General features: G+C 36.4%; 18 protein-coding genes and 1 other annotated feature. Of the genes, 5 read left to right on the forward strand and 13 right to left on the reverse strand.

Going from position 1 to position 15,979, the window contains the following annotated elements; translation table 11 throughout:
- Positions 1-139 precede the first annotated feature (139 nt).
- Both ACFO5Y_RS07975 and ACFO5Y_RS07980 read left to right on the forward strand, forming a co-directional pair.
- On the forward strand, positions 140-1,099 hold the full coding sequence (locus tag ACFO5Y_RS07975; protein WP_197104240.1) for a Rossmann-fold NAD(P)-binding domain-containing protein: 960 nt from the start codon (positions 140-142) through the stop codon (positions 1,097-1,099).
- 224 nt (positions 1,100-1,323) lie between these two features.
- Positions 1,324-2,268 carry a magnesium transporter CorA family protein gene (locus ACFO5Y_RS07980; protein WP_197104241.1) on the forward strand — a complete coding sequence of 315 codons (945 nt, stop codon included), beginning with the start codon at positions 1,324-1,326 and terminating at the stop codon, positions 2,266-2,268.
- Between the two features lie 89 nt (positions 2,269-2,357).
- Here the strand turns inward: ACFO5Y_RS07980 and ACFO5Y_RS07985 are convergent, their stop codons facing one another.
- The 4 genes from ACFO5Y_RS07985 to ACFO5Y_RS08000 form a co-directional block, all read right to left on the reverse strand.
- Positions 2,358-2,738, reverse strand: coding sequence for a PH domain-containing protein (locus ACFO5Y_RS07985; protein WP_197104242.1), 381 nt, complete (start codon positions 2,736-2,738; stop codon positions 2,358-2,360).
- Positions 2,739-2,802: 64 nt separating this feature from the next.
- Positions 2,803-3,450 carry a pyroglutamyl-peptidase I gene (gene pcp, locus ACFO5Y_RS07990; RefSeq protein WP_197104243.1) on the reverse strand — a complete coding sequence of 216 codons (648 nt, stop codon included), beginning with the start codon at positions 3,448-3,450 and terminating at the stop codon, positions 2,803-2,805.
- Positions 3,451-3,466: 16 nt separating this feature from the next.
- The gene (locus tag ACFO5Y_RS07995; RefSeq protein WP_197104244.1) at positions 3,467-4,393 is read right to left on the reverse strand and encodes a DUF979 domain-containing protein; all 927 of its coding nucleotides are present in this window, start codon (positions 4,391-4,393) and stop codon (positions 3,467-3,469) included.
- A 12-nt stretch (positions 4,394-4,405) separates the two neighbouring features.
- Positions 4,406-5,086, reverse strand: a complete 681-nt coding sequence (locus tag ACFO5Y_RS08000) for a DUF969 domain-containing protein (RefSeq protein ID WP_197104245.1) — start codon at positions 5,084-5,086, stop codon at positions 4,406-4,408.
- 177 nt (positions 5,087-5,263) lie between these two features.
- Between ACFO5Y_RS08000 and ACFO5Y_RS08005 the strand changes: the two genes are divergently transcribed.
- Both ACFO5Y_RS08005 and ACFO5Y_RS08010 read left to right on the forward strand, forming a co-directional pair.
- Positions 5,264-5,803 carry a GNAT family N-acetyltransferase gene (locus ACFO5Y_RS08005; protein ID WP_197104246.1) on the forward strand — a complete coding sequence of 180 codons (540 nt, stop codon included), beginning with the start codon at positions 5,264-5,266 and terminating at the stop codon, positions 5,801-5,803.
- 17 nt (positions 5,804-5,820) lie between these two features.
- Positions 5,821-6,465, forward strand: coding sequence for a phosphatase PAP2 family protein (locus tag ACFO5Y_RS08010; RefSeq protein WP_197104247.1), 645 nt, complete (start codon positions 5,821-5,823; stop codon positions 6,463-6,465).
- Positions 6,466-6,529: 64 nt separating this feature from the next.
- On the opposite strand, the gene ACFO5Y_RS08015 is transcribed toward ACFO5Y_RS08010, so the two are convergent.
- The gene (locus ACFO5Y_RS08015; protein ID WP_197104248.1) at positions 6,530-7,891 is read right to left on the reverse strand and encodes a polysaccharide deacetylase family protein; all 1,362 of its coding nucleotides are present in this window, start codon (positions 7,889-7,891) and stop codon (positions 6,530-6,532) included.
- A 179-nt stretch (positions 7,892-8,070) separates the two neighbouring features.
- On the opposite strand from ACFO5Y_RS08015, the gene ACFO5Y_RS08020 reads away from it, so the two are divergent.
- Positions 8,071-8,973, forward strand: coding sequence for a diacylglycerol/lipid kinase family protein (locus ACFO5Y_RS08020; RefSeq protein WP_197104249.1), 903 nt, complete (start codon positions 8,071-8,073; stop codon positions 8,971-8,973).
- Between the two features lie 77 nt (positions 8,974-9,050).
- On the opposite strand, the gene ACFO5Y_RS08025 is transcribed toward ACFO5Y_RS08020, so the two are convergent.
- The 8 genes from ACFO5Y_RS08025 to ACFO5Y_RS08060 form a co-directional block, all read right to left on the reverse strand.
- Positions 9,051-10,226, reverse strand: coding sequence for a MalY/PatB family protein (locus tag ACFO5Y_RS08025; protein ID WP_197104250.1), 1,176 nt, complete (start codon positions 10,224-10,226; stop codon positions 9,051-9,053).
- A gap of 40 nt (positions 10,227-10,266) precedes the next feature.
- A complete protein-coding gene (locus ACFO5Y_RS08030) occupies positions 10,267-11,355 on the reverse strand; it encodes an aminotransferase class I/II-fold pyridoxal phosphate-dependent enzyme (RefSeq protein WP_197104251.1) in 1,089 nt (362 codons plus the stop codon).
- A gap of 1 nt (position 11,356) precedes the next feature.
- Positions 11,357-12,283, reverse strand: a complete 927-nt coding sequence (locus tag ACFO5Y_RS08035) for a homoserine O-succinyltransferase (protein ID WP_197104252.1) — start codon at positions 12,281-12,283, stop codon at positions 11,357-11,359.
- 54 nt (positions 12,284-12,337) lie between these two features.
- Positions 12,338-12,565: a binding site (T-box leader), on the reverse strand.
- A 75-nt stretch (positions 12,566-12,640) separates the two neighbouring features.
- Positions 12,641-13,591, reverse strand: a complete 951-nt coding sequence (locus ACFO5Y_RS08040) for a nucleoside hydrolase (protein ID WP_197104253.1) — start codon at positions 13,589-13,591, stop codon at positions 12,641-12,643.
- Positions 13,588-14,160 carry a GNAT family N-acetyltransferase gene (locus ACFO5Y_RS08045; RefSeq protein ID WP_197104254.1) on the reverse strand — a complete coding sequence of 191 codons (573 nt, stop codon included), beginning with the start codon at positions 14,158-14,160 and terminating at the stop codon, positions 13,588-13,590. Before ACFO5Y_RS08045 ends, ACFO5Y_RS08040 begins: the two co-directional genes overlap by 4 nt.
- 10 nt (positions 14,161-14,170) lie before the next feature.
- The gene (locus ACFO5Y_RS08050; RefSeq protein WP_197104255.1) at positions 14,171-14,734 is read right to left on the reverse strand and encodes a GNAT family N-acetyltransferase; all 564 of its coding nucleotides are present in this window, start codon (positions 14,732-14,734) and stop codon (positions 14,171-14,173) included.
- 78 nt (positions 14,735-14,812) lie between these two features.
- The gene (locus ACFO5Y_RS08055; RefSeq protein WP_197104256.1) at positions 14,813-15,328 is read right to left on the reverse strand and encodes a GNAT family N-acetyltransferase; all 516 of its coding nucleotides are present in this window, start codon (positions 15,326-15,328) and stop codon (positions 14,813-14,815) included.
- A gap of 186 nt (positions 15,329-15,514) precedes the next feature.
- Positions 15,515-15,868 (reverse strand): DUF6176 family protein, encoded by a 354-nt coding sequence (locus tag ACFO5Y_RS08060; protein WP_197104257.1) that lies wholly within the window; start codon positions 15,866-15,868, stop codon positions 15,515-15,517.
- Positions 15,869-15,979: the final 111 nt, after the last annotated feature.

Raw genomic sequence — 15,979 nt, forward strand, 5'->3', positions numbered from 1 at the left:
AACGACAAACAGAAGTATACCATCTAATTATGTTATGTGTCAATACTATCTTCATAATTTTATTATAATAATATATTTCACTGAAATATTTACTAGTAAAGGTTATAATAGATTGTAACAAGGACATTGGAGGGATTTTATGAAATTAGGGATTTTAAAACCCAGTAATGCTGGAGAAAAGAGACTTACACTACTACCAGAGCATATCGAAGGCTTAGAAAATGATATATTAATCGAAGCTGGCTTTGGTGAAAGTTTAGAAATTACTGATAAAGAATATAAAGATAAAGGCTGTACAATACTTTCACGTAAAGAGGTCTATGAGCAAGCAGATGCTCTTTACTCGATGAAAGGTATACCGGAAGAGGAATATGATTTATTACAAGATAACCAAATTATCATTGGCTGGATCCACCCACAAGGCAAAGGGAAAGCATTCATGGAAGGGATTGCAACTGATAAACATTTAATCATCTTGAATATTGATAATACGCACCCTACCATTGCTTTTGAAGATAAGATTGAACCTATTCCGTTCATCCGAAGTAACTTTACTTACAAAAATAGTGTTACTGCAGGTTATGTAGGTACCATTCATTCAATGTTAAGTTACGGTAAGCTGTTTAGTTCGACAACGAATATCGCGATTCTTGGTTCGGGAAATGTATCCCAAGGTGCGATGAATGCCGCATCTAAACTCGGTGCCATTGATAATATTCGTATGTTCTACCGCAGCAATTTAGATGAGTTTTATAAATCATATAGTGAATATGATGTAATCATTAACGGAATTTCGGTAACTGATCCAACAAATCATATGTTAACTTATGACCATGTTAAAAACATGAAAAAAGGAACACTTGTCGTTGATTTAGCTGCTCAACCTGGTGAGGCCGTTGAATTCAGTAAAGAGACAACTTATGATGAACCATTACTTAAAGTAGACGATATCTTTGTCTACTGTATTCGTAATATCCCTTCATTAGTATACCGTACAGCGAGTGAAGTGCTTTCTGAATCATTCACAAATTGGGTATTTAAACGCGACTTACAAGAATACATTGATTTAGCAAAAGAACATGGTTATAACATTAAATAAAGTATAGATACCTTAAACTGAGTAACGATAAGTTATTCAGTTTTTTTGTTATCAATTAATAATCATTCATATTATTATATTGATATAATTAACATAGTATATTTTGACTAATTATCAAAAGGTGTTTTAAAAAAATTAAAAGTAATCCCAATACATTAAAGTGTTCGTTTGAGTGATTTTTATTTTAATTGTATTCGCTTCACGTTGTGTCGAAAGGAGGCGACATGCTAGAACATTACACAATGGCTTATGGGAAGAATCAAGTAGATAAATCGTATGATTTCTATCATTTATGGCAAGCGAATGAACAGGAAATTCAACAGATGCTTGATCAATTTGATATTCCTGAGGATTTTATAACGAGTGGTCTAGATTCTTACGAAGTTGCCCGGTGGGAGTCGTATAAAGCCGATGATGGAGATTTATACACCTTGGTACTCTTTAACTACCCCTTTAAAGAGCGAACACAAGACTTCCATGACGTGTCTCGTACTGCCCCTATCGCCATTGTATTTAAACCTGGTTTAGTCATTGTCACTAGTATCGACTCCTTAAAAACTCTCAATCACATTACAGAAATGAGATTGAATTCTTTTAACTGCTTAGATGAGTTGGGCCTAGTATTGAATATACTATGGTTCATCGCCCGATTATTCATTATTCTTTTAGAGGAAATCGACCGAGAAATTCGGGATTTAGAATTAGATGTCACAGAGTCTACTAAAAATGAAATATTTTACACGCAAATGAAATTAAATAAAGCGCTCGTCTTCTTTAATTCAGCCATTAATAATGATCGGGATGTACTAGAACATCTAAAAGAACAGTTTAACCAGTTAGATATTGAGGATAATGACTTGCTGCATCTGCGTGATGTTAATGTTGAATTGCATCAAGCGAGTGGCATGGTGCATGAATTGAAGCAACTCAATGAAAAAGTGAGCGATATCTTATCGAATGTGGTCAATAATAATGTGAACCAAGTTATGCGGGTATTAACTGTATGGTCCATTATTTTAACAATTCCAACCATTATAACCAGCGCTTGGGGAATGAACGTTCCTGTGCCAGGTGAAGAAGCTACGTCTTCAATGTTTATCATTGGTATTATTACTCTTATTTTAGTGTTAATTGGTTACTGGCTGTTTAAACGGAATAAATGGCTGTAGAAGTAAAGTGGTCACGGTGATTAAAGTGATTAAACTATATAAAAAGGACTCATTTACCCGTTTAAACGGGTAAATGAGTCCTTTTTTGCCTAACCTAATATTTCTTCAGCTAAGGTACGGGCAATTTCATTTAAGTTGTCACGATTACGACCTAATTCTAAGCGAATAATCGGTTCTGGAGCGCTCGAGATGAAGATATCAATTTCAGCATCTAAATCAGTTGTCCCTGCCGTTTCGATTGAGAAACGACTTATTGATTTATACGGAACACTTTGGATGTCACGCTTGCTTCCGACTCCTTGGATGTCAATTAAGATAAGACGTTTGTTAGTGAACACAATAAAGTCACGAATCAATTTGTATGTTGAAACAACTTCTTCTGTTGACGTTAGAATATCTTGAATCACATTCATAGCACTCGCGTTATCGACTTTACCTGCTTTTCCTGTTAATCGATCAAATATTGACATATCCATTCCTCTTTTCGTAAGTTTATAAATCTAAGTATATCAGATTGCCTTAACGAGTTAAAAATTAATGCGTCGCTCCACCGATCACTTGAATATCGTCTTTATCATTGTATTCAACAATGGCTTCGATCGCTGCTTCAATTCCGCGAGCCATATCAGTTAATGACATTGCTGGTTGATTTGGTTTGTCTAATACTTGTTCAGTCATGAATGGAATGTGCATAAAGCCTGCTTTTGCTTCTGGAAACTCTTTATCAACTAAGTAAAGTGTTTGGTACATAATGTGATTACATACGAATGTTCCAGCTGTATTTGATACTGAAGCAGGGATACCTGCATTTTTCATGGCTTCTACCATTGCTTTGATTGGTAATTTTGAGAAGTAAGCTGGTTCACCATCTTCTTGAATGGCTACATCAATCGGTTGGTTTCCTTCATTATCCGGAATACGTGCGTCATCTTGATTGATTGCGACACGTTCTGGTGTTAAGCCCATACGTCCACCCGCTTGACCGATATTTAACACAACATCTGGTTTGAATTCATTCATTTTCTCACGTACAACATCTGCTGATTTGTGGAAAACTGTTGGGATTTCTAATTTTTCAATCTCTGCACCTTTAATTGTATCTGGTAATAATTTTACTGCTTCAATGGCAGGGTTCATTGCTTCGCCACCAAATGGATCGAATCCTGTTACTAAAATTTTCATATGAAAACTCCTCCTGTTAGATAAATGGTAAGTAGTACATTAAGATAACATGCACTACAATCATAATAAACGCGAATGGAACTTGGTCTTTAATGACTCCAAATTCACTCTTCATCTCTAATAATGCTACAGGTAATGCGTTGAAATTACCAGCCATAGGGGTCATTAACGTTCCACAGAAGCCGGCAGTCATTGCTAGAGCTCCTGCAATAATTGGATCAGCACCAAGTGAGAATACAAACGGCACACCAATTCCTAACGTAATAACGGTAAAGGCCGCAAAGGCATTCCCCATAACCATTGTGAATAACACCATACCTAAGACATATACTAAAACTCCCCAGAATCGACTTTCAGCTGGGATGACTCCTTGAACAAGTCCAGACACAACATCTCCAACACCTGCTGCAGTAAATACTGTACCTAAAGCACCAAGCAATTGAGGTAAAATACCTGTTGTTGATACCTGTTGAATCATGCGATCACTTTCTGGAAGCAATGTTTTTGGTCCGCGTCGAATAGTGAACAATAGTGTTATCGTCCCTATTAAAGCTCCAATACCTAAGACCGATTGACTTAATGCTGGGAAACTTTGGGCAATCAATAATGAAGATATCGCTAAAGTCATGACGGGTAAGAAGATACCATTACCTGTATTATTAGCATTCTCTTTAACTTCTTTTTCCGGTGTAGCTTTGATTTCTCCGATCGATACTTGTTTGAATAAAGTAATTACCCCAATGATCAACACTAATACTCCATTAATGATATTGGGAATATAACTACCACCAACGAACAGGACTCCTAGAACCGCCCAAAATAATGTCGTTCCGATACGTGTAGGATTCGTCTCATCGTTGAATACACGGTAAGCTGTATAAAGTAATTGTAAACCAATGACGATATACATAATTTCTAAAACTGTACTTGCAAATTGTTCCATTGATTTCTCCTCCTACTTTTTAGCTTTCGCTTTTTTACGTAATTGACGGTCAAAACGCCAGTTGAAAATGGCAGCTAATACTAATGCAATCACTGCAATTGGGATTGACGCAATGGCTAATGAGCTTTGGTTACCGTTTAAACCTAAGTCAATCAATGTTGCACTGATTAATTGAATTCCGGCAGATCCTGCGAATGTATTTTGCGCAAAGAAGTTACCATAGTTATCCGCTGCAGATGCGCGTGCTTTAATTTTCTCAACGTCGTCTTCATCTAATTTACCATCCGTATCTGACTCCGCTGCCGCTTCTGCCATTGGATAGATCAATGGACGCACAAACTGTGGATGTCCACCAAGTCGAATTGAGAAAAATCCCGATAATTCACGAATCGCCTGATACACTGTAAACAAGCCACCTGTTGAGAGTCCTTTAATCTTTTCAATAAATCGAATCGCTTGTTCTTTTAGACCAAACGTCTCTGACAAGCCGATCATCGGTAAAGTTAAGAAGAACAAGGTTACAAAACGCTGGTTCGTAAATGCCTCTCCGAGTATCGTTAAAAATTCTATGAATGAAATGCCTGATACTAATGCAGTAACAAGTCCTGCGACAACAACAGTTGCGATTGTGTCAAATTTTAGAATAAAACCTAATATGATAATGACAATACCTATTAATTTAATCCATTCCATATCTATACCTCCTTAAACAATTTAAATTTATTAAAATATTCACCTATTTTACCATACATGAAACAAATTTGATCCCCTTGCTGATTATCTTTATGAAAATATAATAAAAGTAGACTCTTTAAATCTTTTTCAATTAAAGATACAATAGAATAAGTATATTAGAAAAGAGTTTATAACATGAAAATCCAACGTATCAATTCCATTCACTCACCTTTGGCAGATAATTTGGAAACTTTATATATTAATGCCTTTCCTTCGTATGAACGCAAACCTTTTGAAATTTTATTCTCACATCAAGAAACTGGTTTTGCTGAAGTCTTCGCAATTACTGAAGACGAACGCTTTATTGGTATGATTTCAACTTTAAAAAGTTCTCAATTAATTTTTGTTGAATACTTTGCAATTTCTCCTGAATATCGCAGCCTAGGTTATGGTTCAAAAGTTTTATCACTTCTTAAAGAAAAATATCATGACATGAATATTTGCTTAGAAATTGAAGTTGTTCAAACGGATGCAGGTATCATAGAGGAACGCTTACGACGCCTGCAATTTTACGAGAAGAATGGCTTCCAACAATTAAATATGATTGTGAATTTATTTGATGTAGAATTTGAATTGCTAGGTACGAGTTCGGAGATAACTTTTGAAGAATATTTTACTTTATATGAACAAATTCATGGAGATTCATTTAAAGACAAGCTTTATTTAATTAAATAAAATACCGAGGTGCTTTTATGAATAAAAAATATTTAAATTACTCATTACTTGCTCTGATACCCTTTTTGATTATTATTGCAATTGTTATATTCAATATGAATGCCATTCAACATCTGGATAATCTTATTACGCTTGAAATTGTTTCTTGGCGGACACCCCTATTAAGTTCATTCTTTAATGCCGTAACAATTCTTGCGAATCCAATGAGTGTCGTTTCGACGGTCGTTATTTTGGCGGTGATTGCTTACCTTTTAACTAAGAGAATCGATTTACCACTATGGATTTTAATTACAAATGCGATTGGGAGTTTGGCATTGAATCCACTGGTTAAAAATATTGTTCAACGAAGTCGTCCAAATGAAGCGATTCGAATGGTGCAAGAAAGTAGTTATTCTTTCCCGAGTGGTCATGCGTTTTCTTCGATGGTTGCTTTTGGTTGCGTCATTGTGTTACTCATTCTGTCCCTCAAACCAAGCGTGTTTCGTCGTATTCTGATTGTATTCGCCTTTTTAATTGTTTTATTCATCGGTTTTAGCCGAATTTTCCTTGGAGTGCATTATTTTAGTGATGTGCTGGCTGGTTTCTCTTTTGGCTTATTCTGGTTGTTGCTGTCACTTAGCTTTTTTCTGGCAAGAAGACCAGAGATTAAAGCTAAAAAGTAAATGCGACAAGGTTGCATAGTATAATTATGCACAAAAAATCCTCGGATATTCTCCGAGGATTTTTTTATAGCCGATATGAATCTGCTTCTGGAATTTGAGTAGGTGAAACAAAGACGTAACCTTGCTCTTTTAAGTGAGGTATGAGTGTTTTAATTGCCTCGGTGGTTGATAATTGAGTGTCATGCATTAAGATAATTGATCGATGTTGTAAGTGATTAGCAATATGCTCATTAGTTATTTGTTCATCTTTACTTAACCAGTCTTCTGAATCAACATTCCAATATATAGGTTCCATATCTGGGTAAAGTTTCAACATTTTCTGACGACCATTACCATAAGGCGAGCGGTAGATATTTGGCGTTACGCCTGTAGCATCCGCAATGATTTCCTGTGTGATTTCAGTCTCGTGTTCAACGTCTCCCATATTTAATAAATCAAAATTTGCGTGTGAATAGGAATGGTTTCCAATTTGATGCCCTGCTTCAACCACTGCTCTGGCAATATCTGGATTGGCCTCGACTGATCGCCCTAAAAAGAAAAAGGTGGCTGTAACATCATGTTCGTCCAAGACTTCTAGGATCTCTAAGGTATTCTCAGTGGGGCCATCATCAAAGGTAAGAGCAACTAACGGCCGCTCGTCAATGGGAGAGCCCGTTAAAGGGGCAGATAAACCACGTGAATTAAAAATCGCTTCTGTGATTGCCTGATTGGATTCAAGTAATTCAGTATGTTCAACTAAATCTTCGCCGTAAATTCGGCATTTTTCCATATACTTATCAATCACTGCTTTAGTTTGTGGATGTTTTTGGTTTTTTAAAAGCACTTCTTCCACTTTAGAAAAAGCTTGAATCTCTTGTTCTAAAGAGGCTGAATGGACTTCTTCAGATAAGTGATTAATCTGGTTACTCGCTGTTTCGATTTCATTAAAGGTTGTTAAAATCTGATCATAATGAGAGTAGATTGCTTCTGTAAGGGCATCTTCATCGGAAAAAGGTAATTGCTCTTTTTGTTCGGCTACTAATTGAGGCGTCACTGCTTCATTTAAAGGGAGTCCTTCTTTAATTTGTTCACCGACAATGATTGGTTCATCACTTTGGTAAAGCTCAGATAAGTTGGCGATTGCCTCTTGCTTATCCTCTGCTAATTCTACTAAATGTTGGAGCCTGTTTCCTTGAACGCCTCCAACTTCTTTAGCGGTCACTTCAGCATTTTTTATTAGTTCTGGAGATATTTTTGGGTTCAAATACGTATTTCCCTCATCTAAATACAAATCTTGTATGGCACTTGTCGCCAATTCAATACTTTGCACTTGTTGCTGATGATGTCTGGCAAATAATGCCGTCATTAAAACCGCAAAAATAACTGTCCCAATACTAATTAGCGTTGTTTGTGATTTTGTATCCATGTCTTTCAAATTCAGTCTCATTCAACTACAACTCCTTTAATGCGATAATTCAATTGTAACAGAGATAGTCATTTTTTCCGGTATTATTTAAAATTTTAACAATTAATTCACATTTGAAGTTGAGTCCTTTCCAAGTAGTTGTTATTCATAAAAACGAGCGGTATAGTATATACATAAATTTTCTAAAAGGAAGAGATAAAATGAAAGATGTCATGATTATTGCAAATCCATCTTCTGGACAAAAACAAGCAGAAGACTATGCTCAACAAGCGAAAGAAATCCTTGAAGCAAATGGACGTTTTGCAACAATAAATATAACGGAATCCGGCGATGATGTTGTCAAGTTCGCTCAAGAAGCTGCGCGTGAAACATATAATACTATCGTTATCTTAGGTGGTGACGGAACGGTTTCACTTCTTGCCTCGAGTCTTAAAGATGAAGATTATCGGCCAGAGATTGCCATTTTGCCGACTGGAACGGTAAATAATGTTGCGCGTGCGTTAAATATCAAAATAAACTTGGATAAAGCTGTTAAGGATTTACCAAACCTTACTCCACAATCCATTGATGCAGGGCTTGTGAATGATCAAGTTTTCTTAAGTTTAGTTTCTACGGGAACAATTCCTGAAAGTGTCTTTGAAGTGAATAAAGAAGAGAAGGAACGCTTAGGTCCTGTCGCTTACTTAGTTGAAGGAATTCAAGCGATAAACGAGCAAAAGAGTTACCGTTTCAGCTTAAATATTGATAATAAAGTCGATGAATTTGAATTAGATTTATTATTAATTGGGGTATCTAGTAGTGTAGTTGGTTTAACTAACTTCTTCAAAGATGCCAGCTATAATGATGGTAAATTACACATCTTTGGTTTAAAGAAAACGACTTTAGGAGATAGAGTTGGAAGTATTGCTAACTGGATCTTCGATACTGAGAAAGTTCAAAACAACGGTGTGTTAACGGTAGATGCCAAAAATATCAAGATCGAATTACTTAATCAAGATGGTAATATACATATGGCCGTTGATGGAGATAAAGGTCCTTCTTTCCCGGTGGAAATTAGCGTCTTACCTAACTATATCAATGTGCTAACTCCTGAACAAAAATAATTCGGATTCATTATTTAAATTTAATCTATAATAGGCAATAATAAAAGACCTTCACTGACGGAAGGTCTTATCTTGCATTATCCTAGCTGTTCAACAATTGTTTGGACAGTTTTTTCGATATTTTCTGGTTTTGTCGCAAGATTTAAACGAATAAAACCTTCGTAACCTTCACCAAACCATTCTCCGTAATCCACTGCGAGCCCGCATTTTCCCTGAATGAATTCGACCATCTCATCACTTTTTACTACTTTGCGTAAATCTACAAAGACTAAATATGTCCCTTCGAGTGGTGATACTGTAATTTCGGGTGCAAATTTTGTGAAGTAATCGCGGACGATTTCATAATTATGGTAAATGACATTCTTCAATGAGTCTATCCAATCCATACCATCCACATACGCAGCCTCGGTAGCAAATAACCCCATAATATTCGCTTCTGTTTTAATCATGGAATTTGCAAAATCATCATATTTTTGACGCAACCCATCGTCTGTGATTACGATATTACAATGAGTTAAACCAGCGATGTTAAAGGATTTAGACGCTGAGTTCACAGTAATGACTCGAGGCCGGTGAACTCCTTCAAAAACATTTGCTGCTGGGATATGTTCACGTTCAAAAGTAAAGTCTTGATGAATTTCATCAGAGATAATTAACACATTGTGCCTTTGGCAAATGGCGAACAACTTCGCTTGCTCTTCTTCCGTCCACACTCGTCCAACAGGATTATGTGGCGAACAATGGATGTACAATTTCACCGTTTGATCAATAATTACCTGTTCAAACCGTTCAAAATCAATGGTGAAATATCCATCGTTATTCACTAGGTCGACATTGACTAATCGGCGATTTGTGTCTTTAACTGCGTCACTAAAAGGATAATAAACAGGTGATTGAATAATCACTGAATCATTTTCATCGGTGAATGTGTACAATAGGTGGTAAATCGCTTGAACGGCACCTGTTGAAAAACGAACCCATTCTTCTTTTATCGGGAAAGAGAAATACGTTTCCATCCAGTTATTATATGCTTGATAATATGATTTACCAGCAAATGTATAACCATAAACACCATGTAATATTCGATCTTTTAATGTTTTTGTAATAGCTTGACTCACCTTAAAGTCCATATCAGCGACCCATAAAGGGAGTAAATCCGCTTGACCAAAGCGTTCTTCTAATAGGTCCCATTTTAATGAATTTGTATGTTGACGCTCAACATAATACTTTTCTACAAACTCTTCAATTTCCACTCACATCTACCTTCTTTCTTCTAAAATCATCTAATCACTTTTACTCCTTCAAAGCAACTTCTAAGTCTTGAATTAAATCGGAAGAATTTTCTAAGCCAATAGACAACCTTAATAAATCAGGCGTTAAGCCATAGGATTCACGCAATTCTTTTGGTATGTCTGCATGTGTTTGAGTTGTTGGGTATGTAATTAAACTTTCAACCCCACCTAAACTTTCGGCATATGTAAATACTTGTAACTTCTCTAAGAATGGTCCCACTTTCGCTTCACCTTTTAAGCGGATGCTTATCATGGCACCTTTTCCAGCATATAACACATCTTTAACTTGTTCCTGCTGCTTTAACCAGGTCACAATTTCTTGCGCAGTTGCTTCTTGTCGGTCTAATCGAATCGGTAAAGTTTTCAAACTACGAATAAACAACCAACAGTCAAAGGCTGATAAAGTAGGACCGGTTGTATTCGATAACCAGCCTAACTTTTCACCCATATTTTTATCATTTGTCACGACCACTCCAGCTAAGATATCATTATGTCCCGTTAAATATTTTGTTCCTGAATAAAGTACAATGTCTGCACCTAATTCTAAGGGTCTTTGGCGAAGTGGCGTTAATAAAGTATTATCCACGAGTAATAGTGCTCCATGTTGATGCGTTAAATCTGCGATGCGTTGAATATCAACCTCTTGCATTAATGGATTTGTCGGTGTTTCAATGAATACCCCTGATATGTCATCGCTGATTAGTTTTTCAAAGTCTGCTTCGGTTTCAAAGTAAGTAAATTGTGCTAAATTCTCTGCTTCAAGGTGATCAAAGTATCGGAAACTTCCACCGTATAAATCGCGTAAAACTAAAAAATGGCTACCTTGTTTAAAAAATTGAAAAGCCAATTGAATCGCGCTCATGCCTGAACTTGTAACGACCGCTCTCTCGCCACCTTCTAAAGCCGCTAAGCCCTCTTCTAAGATATCTCGGGTTGGGTTATTCGTTCGTGTATAATCATATCCAGTACTTTGCCCTAAACCTGGATGAGCGTAAGTTGTCGCTAAGTGGATAGGAGCAACGACGGCTCCTGTTGATGGATCTTTTCGATTTCCTAATTGGACAAGTTTAGTATTGATGTGTGTTGTCATTTTATTTATCCTCCTTTAAAATATCTTCCAAATTATAATAGGTATGTTGGTAAACCTCATTAAGCCAATTATTGTATAGAAGAAAGGCATTGCTTTTCCACGTAAATTTTGGCGTTTTCGAATCATCGTCTCCTGGATAATAATTTTCTGGTAGAGCTATTTTACTTCCTGCCTCTTTATCGCGTTGATATTCCTGATGTAATGTTTCTCGGTCATATTCCAAGTGCCCTAATAAATATATGTCTAGATTGTCGGTTGTTGTAATAATATCTGGTCCAAATTTTGGATGTTTTGTTGTGATTCTCAAATCTTTTTGAGCTTCTATAGTCTCGATAGAAATTGAAGTATGGCGTGATTGTGGCACTTGATATGTGTCGTTAAAACCACGGTGTAAGGGGTGATCTGCTTCTAATACGTCATATTCATAAATACCAAACAACTTTTGTTCAAGCTTATAATTGTCGATGTCGTAAAAATAATTTAAGGCATATTGAGCTCCCCAACAAATAAATAATCGGGAGAAGACATTTTTTTGAGACCAATCTAATATTGTCTTCAGCTCATCAATATAATTGACTTCATTGTATTCAAATTGTTCTACAGGGGCGCCTGTAATAATAAGCCCATCATATTGTTGGTCTTTAATTTCATCAAACGTTTTGTAATATTGATTTAAGTGACTGATCGGTGTATTGGACGCTTCGTAAGTTGCTGTATACATTAAATCTACTTCTATTTGAAGCGGTGTATTACCTAATAATCGCAATAATTGCAGTTCTGTCGTTTCTTTTTTAGGCATGAGATTAAGAATGAGTATTTTAAGGGGACGAATGTCTTGAGTACGTGCCGTGCTCTCATCCATTGTCACTATTTGTTCTCTCTTTAATTCTTTGCGTATGGGTAATCCTTCAACAATTTTAATTGGCATACTCAACTTCCTTCCTTTTTTAAAATAAAAAAATCGCCCCTAATCAGCTCTCTGATTAGGGACGACAATATCGTGTTACCACCCAAATTTACACTTATCTCACAATAAGTGCCTTAATACGTCTATATAAACGTTGGCAAGGTATCGGTTGCTACCGTTAGAAAAGCTTTCACTTAGCTAATACTCAGAGTCCATCTTCACAAATTTTTTCTGTGCCCTTTCACACCAGCCGGGCTCTCTTAAACAAAGTCAATTTGCTACTCTTCTCTTCGTCGTTTTTATCATTAAATTCTCATCATTTGTTAATATTCTATCGAATGCCAATCTTAAAGTCAACAAAATAAGAGTTTATTCGATTCAGTTATTTATATCCGCCAACATGTCACCTAACATTGCTTTGAATTTATCGCTATCGATGTTCTCGATAATTCGAATATTTGGTGCTTGGCCTAGTTCATTTTCTCGGTCAACTAAGTTGAATCCCCGCGTTAAGTTTCCACCTGTTTCAATATCAACGTAATAATCTGTGGCTTTAAGGACAATTGACTCATCTGCTGCTACAGCTGCAAGTAAAGAATCAGTACACGTAATCCCATCTACACCACGTTTAGCAAACTCAAATGCTTTTACGAATAAATTTACATCTAGGAAGAACTTCGATCCTTTTGTGTCCAAGGCTTCAATAATCGCAATGTCGTCATCATAGATGACACCATAGTCTAAACTTGCATCCCAAGTTACCAAAGTCTGTGGGACACCCGAATGAAGTACAATTCGCGCTGCTTCAGGATCAACATAGAAATTGTATTCTGCCACTGCCGCAACATTCCCTAAAGCATTATTAATTCCGCCCATAATCCAAATGTGCTTAATATCCGCTAAGATAGTTGGATCACGCTTGATAGCCATCGCAATATTTGTCAAAGGAGCGAGAGCGATGATTTCAATCTCACCAGGATTCTCCTTAATTGTTCGAATCATAAAGTCGACCGCATGCTCATCTTCCGCAACTTGGTTTGGCTTAGGAAAGACTGCGTCCCCCATCCCATTGCCACCTTGAATTTCTTCAACCGTTAAATGTTTTTTTAAAGGCAATGAAATCATCGGACTTTCATGTCCTTTAAATACAGGTACTTTCTCTTGAGGGTCAAAAGTTTCAACCGTCACTAAAGCATTCTCAACTTGCTGATTAAACTCGACGTTCCCTGAAGCGATCGTAATCCCTTCTACTTTAAAATGATGTAAAGCCATCAGTATCGCAGTTGTATCGTCTCCAGCAGTATCTGTATCAATAATTACACGTCTCATTTTTTAGTAAACTCCTTTATTAAATCCTCTTTTAGAATGGCATAGCGTGCAGAATCAACAAGCCCTGTATTATTCAGACTATATTGGCGGTGAGTGCCCTCATATTGTAGCCCCGCTTTCTGCATGACTTTCCCAGACGCCGGGTTAGCTACATCATGTAGAGCCTCAACTCGGTTGAAATCTGCCTCTATTAATAAGTAATGCGATACAGCTTTCATCGCTTCACCCATGTATCCTTGACTCCAAAACTTGTGACCAAGAACATAACCAATCTCACATTCTTGACGATGTTCACTGATTGCGACGACACTAATGTCGCCAATGACTTCACCTGGGTTGCCTTTTAATGTGATTGCCCATTTATACTGAGATGCGTCTTCATAACCTTCTACCCAGTTTTTCACTGATGACTGAGTCATCGATACATCTGTATGCGATGGCCAAGTTAAATACTTTGTCACTTGATCGTCACTCGCCCAATTATCATACATCGCTTTCGCATCTTCATTAACAAAGCGTCTTAATAACAAACGAGCTGTTTCAATTTCTTTTGTTCCAAAATGATTCATTCTTGCTACCTCATTTTTCTAAATCTTCTCGCAATATCGCATACTGCGCTGTATCTATAATCCCTGTATTATTCAAACTTCCTTGACGATGAATGCCTTCAAATTGCAAACCAGCCTTTTGCATAACTTTACCAGACGCAGGATTAGCTACATCATGGCGTGCTATGACTCTGTTGAATCCTGCCTCTTTTAATAAATAATTTGTCACGGCCTCCATCGCCTCACTCATATAGCCTTTTCCCCAATGTTTACGGCTAAGGACATAGCCGATTTCACAGGCATCAATGCTGGCATAGTTAGGACTCATGCTTGCGGTAATGTCTCCAATAGCTTCATTGGGGTTTTCTTTTAAAGTAATGGCCCATTTATATTGAGATAAGTCTCCGTAGCCTTCTACCCATGTAGCAAGAATCGCCTGAGTGACTGACACTTCTCGGTGGCTTGACCATGTGAGATATTTAGTGGTCTCATCATCATTTGCATAATTCTTAAATATTATTTTTGCATCTTCATTAACAAATCGTCTTAATACCAGACGGTCTGTTTCAATTTCTTTTGTACCAATATGCTTCATCGTCTCATCTCCTAAAAACTTATCATAAATACTTCTTACAGATTGCGCAAACAAATGCGAATGATAATAGTCACCCACTTATTGAATGTTCGTAAATTTAAAGCCATACAGCTGTTCTTCGAGTATTTGATTTTCTATTTTAATTGTTTCTATACCAATAAATTCCCCACCCAAATTCTTATAAAAGCGAATAGCTCGATCGTTATCACTAAACACAATGACCATCATTGATCTGATTCCTATGGTTTTAAATTTTTTCACTAGTGTATCAACTAATAAACGGCCTCCTCCTAACCCTTGGGCTGACTTCATCAAATAAATTGAATAAAGTTCACCTTCATAAGTTGGGTAACTATCTTTACGCTGTAATCCTCCGCTGATATAACCTACGACTTCATTATCCTTCTCTAAAACATAAGTCAACGCATCACCTTCGAGTATATTCACCCAACGTTCGATACTGTGATTCAAACTCATATTGTTTAACACTTCTTCCGATACGATACCTTGATAAGTGGACTGCCAACTACTCACTTGAATCTTTCCAATACTCACCGCATCATTTATTCGTGCTTTTCTAACAGTTACTTGCATAGTTCTCACCTCATTCGCTTACTTCATTACATATTAACTAATTCATTTAATATATCATAACGTTTTCATAGCTAAATAATATAAAAATTTCCGGACAAAATGAAACACATACCTAAAAAAACTAAAAATTACTAAAAAAAGTAGCGTCTCATTCATTTACTATGAGGAACGCTACATCTTTATATTTTAATTCATCTGTTGCTGGATTCTATTAGGTATCATGACTACTTCAGTTGTTAAGTCGACCGGTTTGTACTCTTCATCGATACACTCTTCCCAATATTCTAAATGTTTTTTATCTATATAATGGTTGGATTCTTCAACTTCAATCCCACCTTCGCCTTGGATTGAATACCAATATAAATATTCATGTCCATCTACTTTCTCTCGCAAGATGGATTCAATATACATTTTCTCACCTTCTAAAGTAACGAGGACATCGTCCATATGTTTGTTAAGAAAAGCCATCCATTCATCAACTTGCTTACTTTTCCCAACTTTTACTCGAAAGCGTGTTAATTCAACATTCAATTGATTCATTATACATTCTCCTATCTGTTTTTCAGTCAGGTCTATTCTATCAATTTAAAAAGCACATTCCTAAGAAAAACTTAAATTGTTATTTCAAAGTGTATATGTTAGGATTTAATG

This window comes from Ruoffia tabacinasalis (assembly GCF_042652985.1).
Classification (GTDB): domain Bacteria; phylum Bacillota; class Bacilli; order Lactobacillales; family Aerococcaceae; genus Ruoffia; species Ruoffia tabacinasalis.

Bases quoted from the DNA above. Each gene is read 5' to 3' on its own strand.
- ACFO5Y_RS08035 (WP_197104252.1), bottom strand. From the start codon at position 12,283: ATGCCAATTAAAATTGTTGAAGGATTACCCATACGCAAAGAATTAAAG.
- ACFO5Y_RS08030 (WP_197104251.1), bottom strand. From the start codon at position 11,355: ATGACAACACACATCAATACTAAACTTGTCCAATTAGGAAATCGAAAA.
- ACFO5Y_RS08000 (WP_197104245.1), bottom strand. From the start codon at position 5,086: ATGGAATGGATTAAATTAATAGGTATTGTCATTATCATATTAGGTTTT.
- ACFO5Y_RS08005 (WP_197104246.1), top strand. From the start codon at position 5,264: ATGAAAATCCAACGTATCAATTCCATTCACTCACCTTTGGCAGATAAT.
- ACFO5Y_RS07980 (WP_197104241.1), top strand. From the start codon at position 1,324: ATGCTAGAACATTACACAATGGCTTATGGGAAGAATCAAGTAGATAAA.
- ACFO5Y_RS08015 (WP_197104248.1), bottom strand. From the start codon at position 7,891: ATGAGACTGAATTTGAAAGACATGGATACAAAATCACAAACAACGCTA.
- ACFO5Y_RS08050 (WP_197104255.1), bottom strand. From the start codon at position 14,734: ATGAAGCATATTGGTACAAAAGAAATTGAAACAGACCGTCTGGTATTA.
- pcp (WP_197104243.1), bottom strand. From the start codon at position 3,450: ATGAAAATTTTAGTAACAGGATTCGATCCATTTGGTGGCGAAGCAATG.
- ACFO5Y_RS07975 (WP_197104240.1), top strand. From the start codon at position 140: ATGAAATTAGGGATTTTAAAACCCAGTAATGCTGGAGAAAAGAGACTT.
- ACFO5Y_RS07995 (WP_197104244.1), bottom strand. From the start codon at position 4,393: ATGGAACAATTTGCAAGTACAGTTTTAGAAATTATGTATATCGTCATT.
- ACFO5Y_RS08060 (WP_197104257.1), bottom strand. From the start codon at position 15,868: ATGAATCAATTGAATGTTGAATTAACACGCTTTCGAGTAAAAGTTGGG.
- ACFO5Y_RS08040 (WP_197104253.1), bottom strand. From the start codon at position 13,591: ATGAGACGTGTAATTATTGATACAGATACTGCTGGAGACGATACAACT.
- ACFO5Y_RS08010 (WP_197104247.1), top strand. From the start codon at position 5,821: ATGAATAAAAAATATTTAAATTACTCATTACTTGCTCTGATACCCTTT.
- ACFO5Y_RS08055 (WP_197104256.1), bottom strand. From the start codon at position 15,328: ATGCAAGTAACTGTTAGAAAAGCACGAATAAATGATGCGGTGAGTATT.
- ACFO5Y_RS07985 (WP_197104242.1), bottom strand. From the start codon at position 2,738: ATGTCAATATTTGATCGATTAACAGGAAAAGCAGGTAAAGTCGATAAC.
- ACFO5Y_RS08020 (WP_197104249.1), top strand. From the start codon at position 8,071: ATGAAAGATGTCATGATTATTGCAAATCCATCTTCTGGACAAAAACAA.
- ACFO5Y_RS08045 (WP_197104254.1), bottom strand. From the start codon at position 14,160: ATGAATCATTTTGGAACAAAAGAAATTGAAACAGCTCGTTTGTTATTA.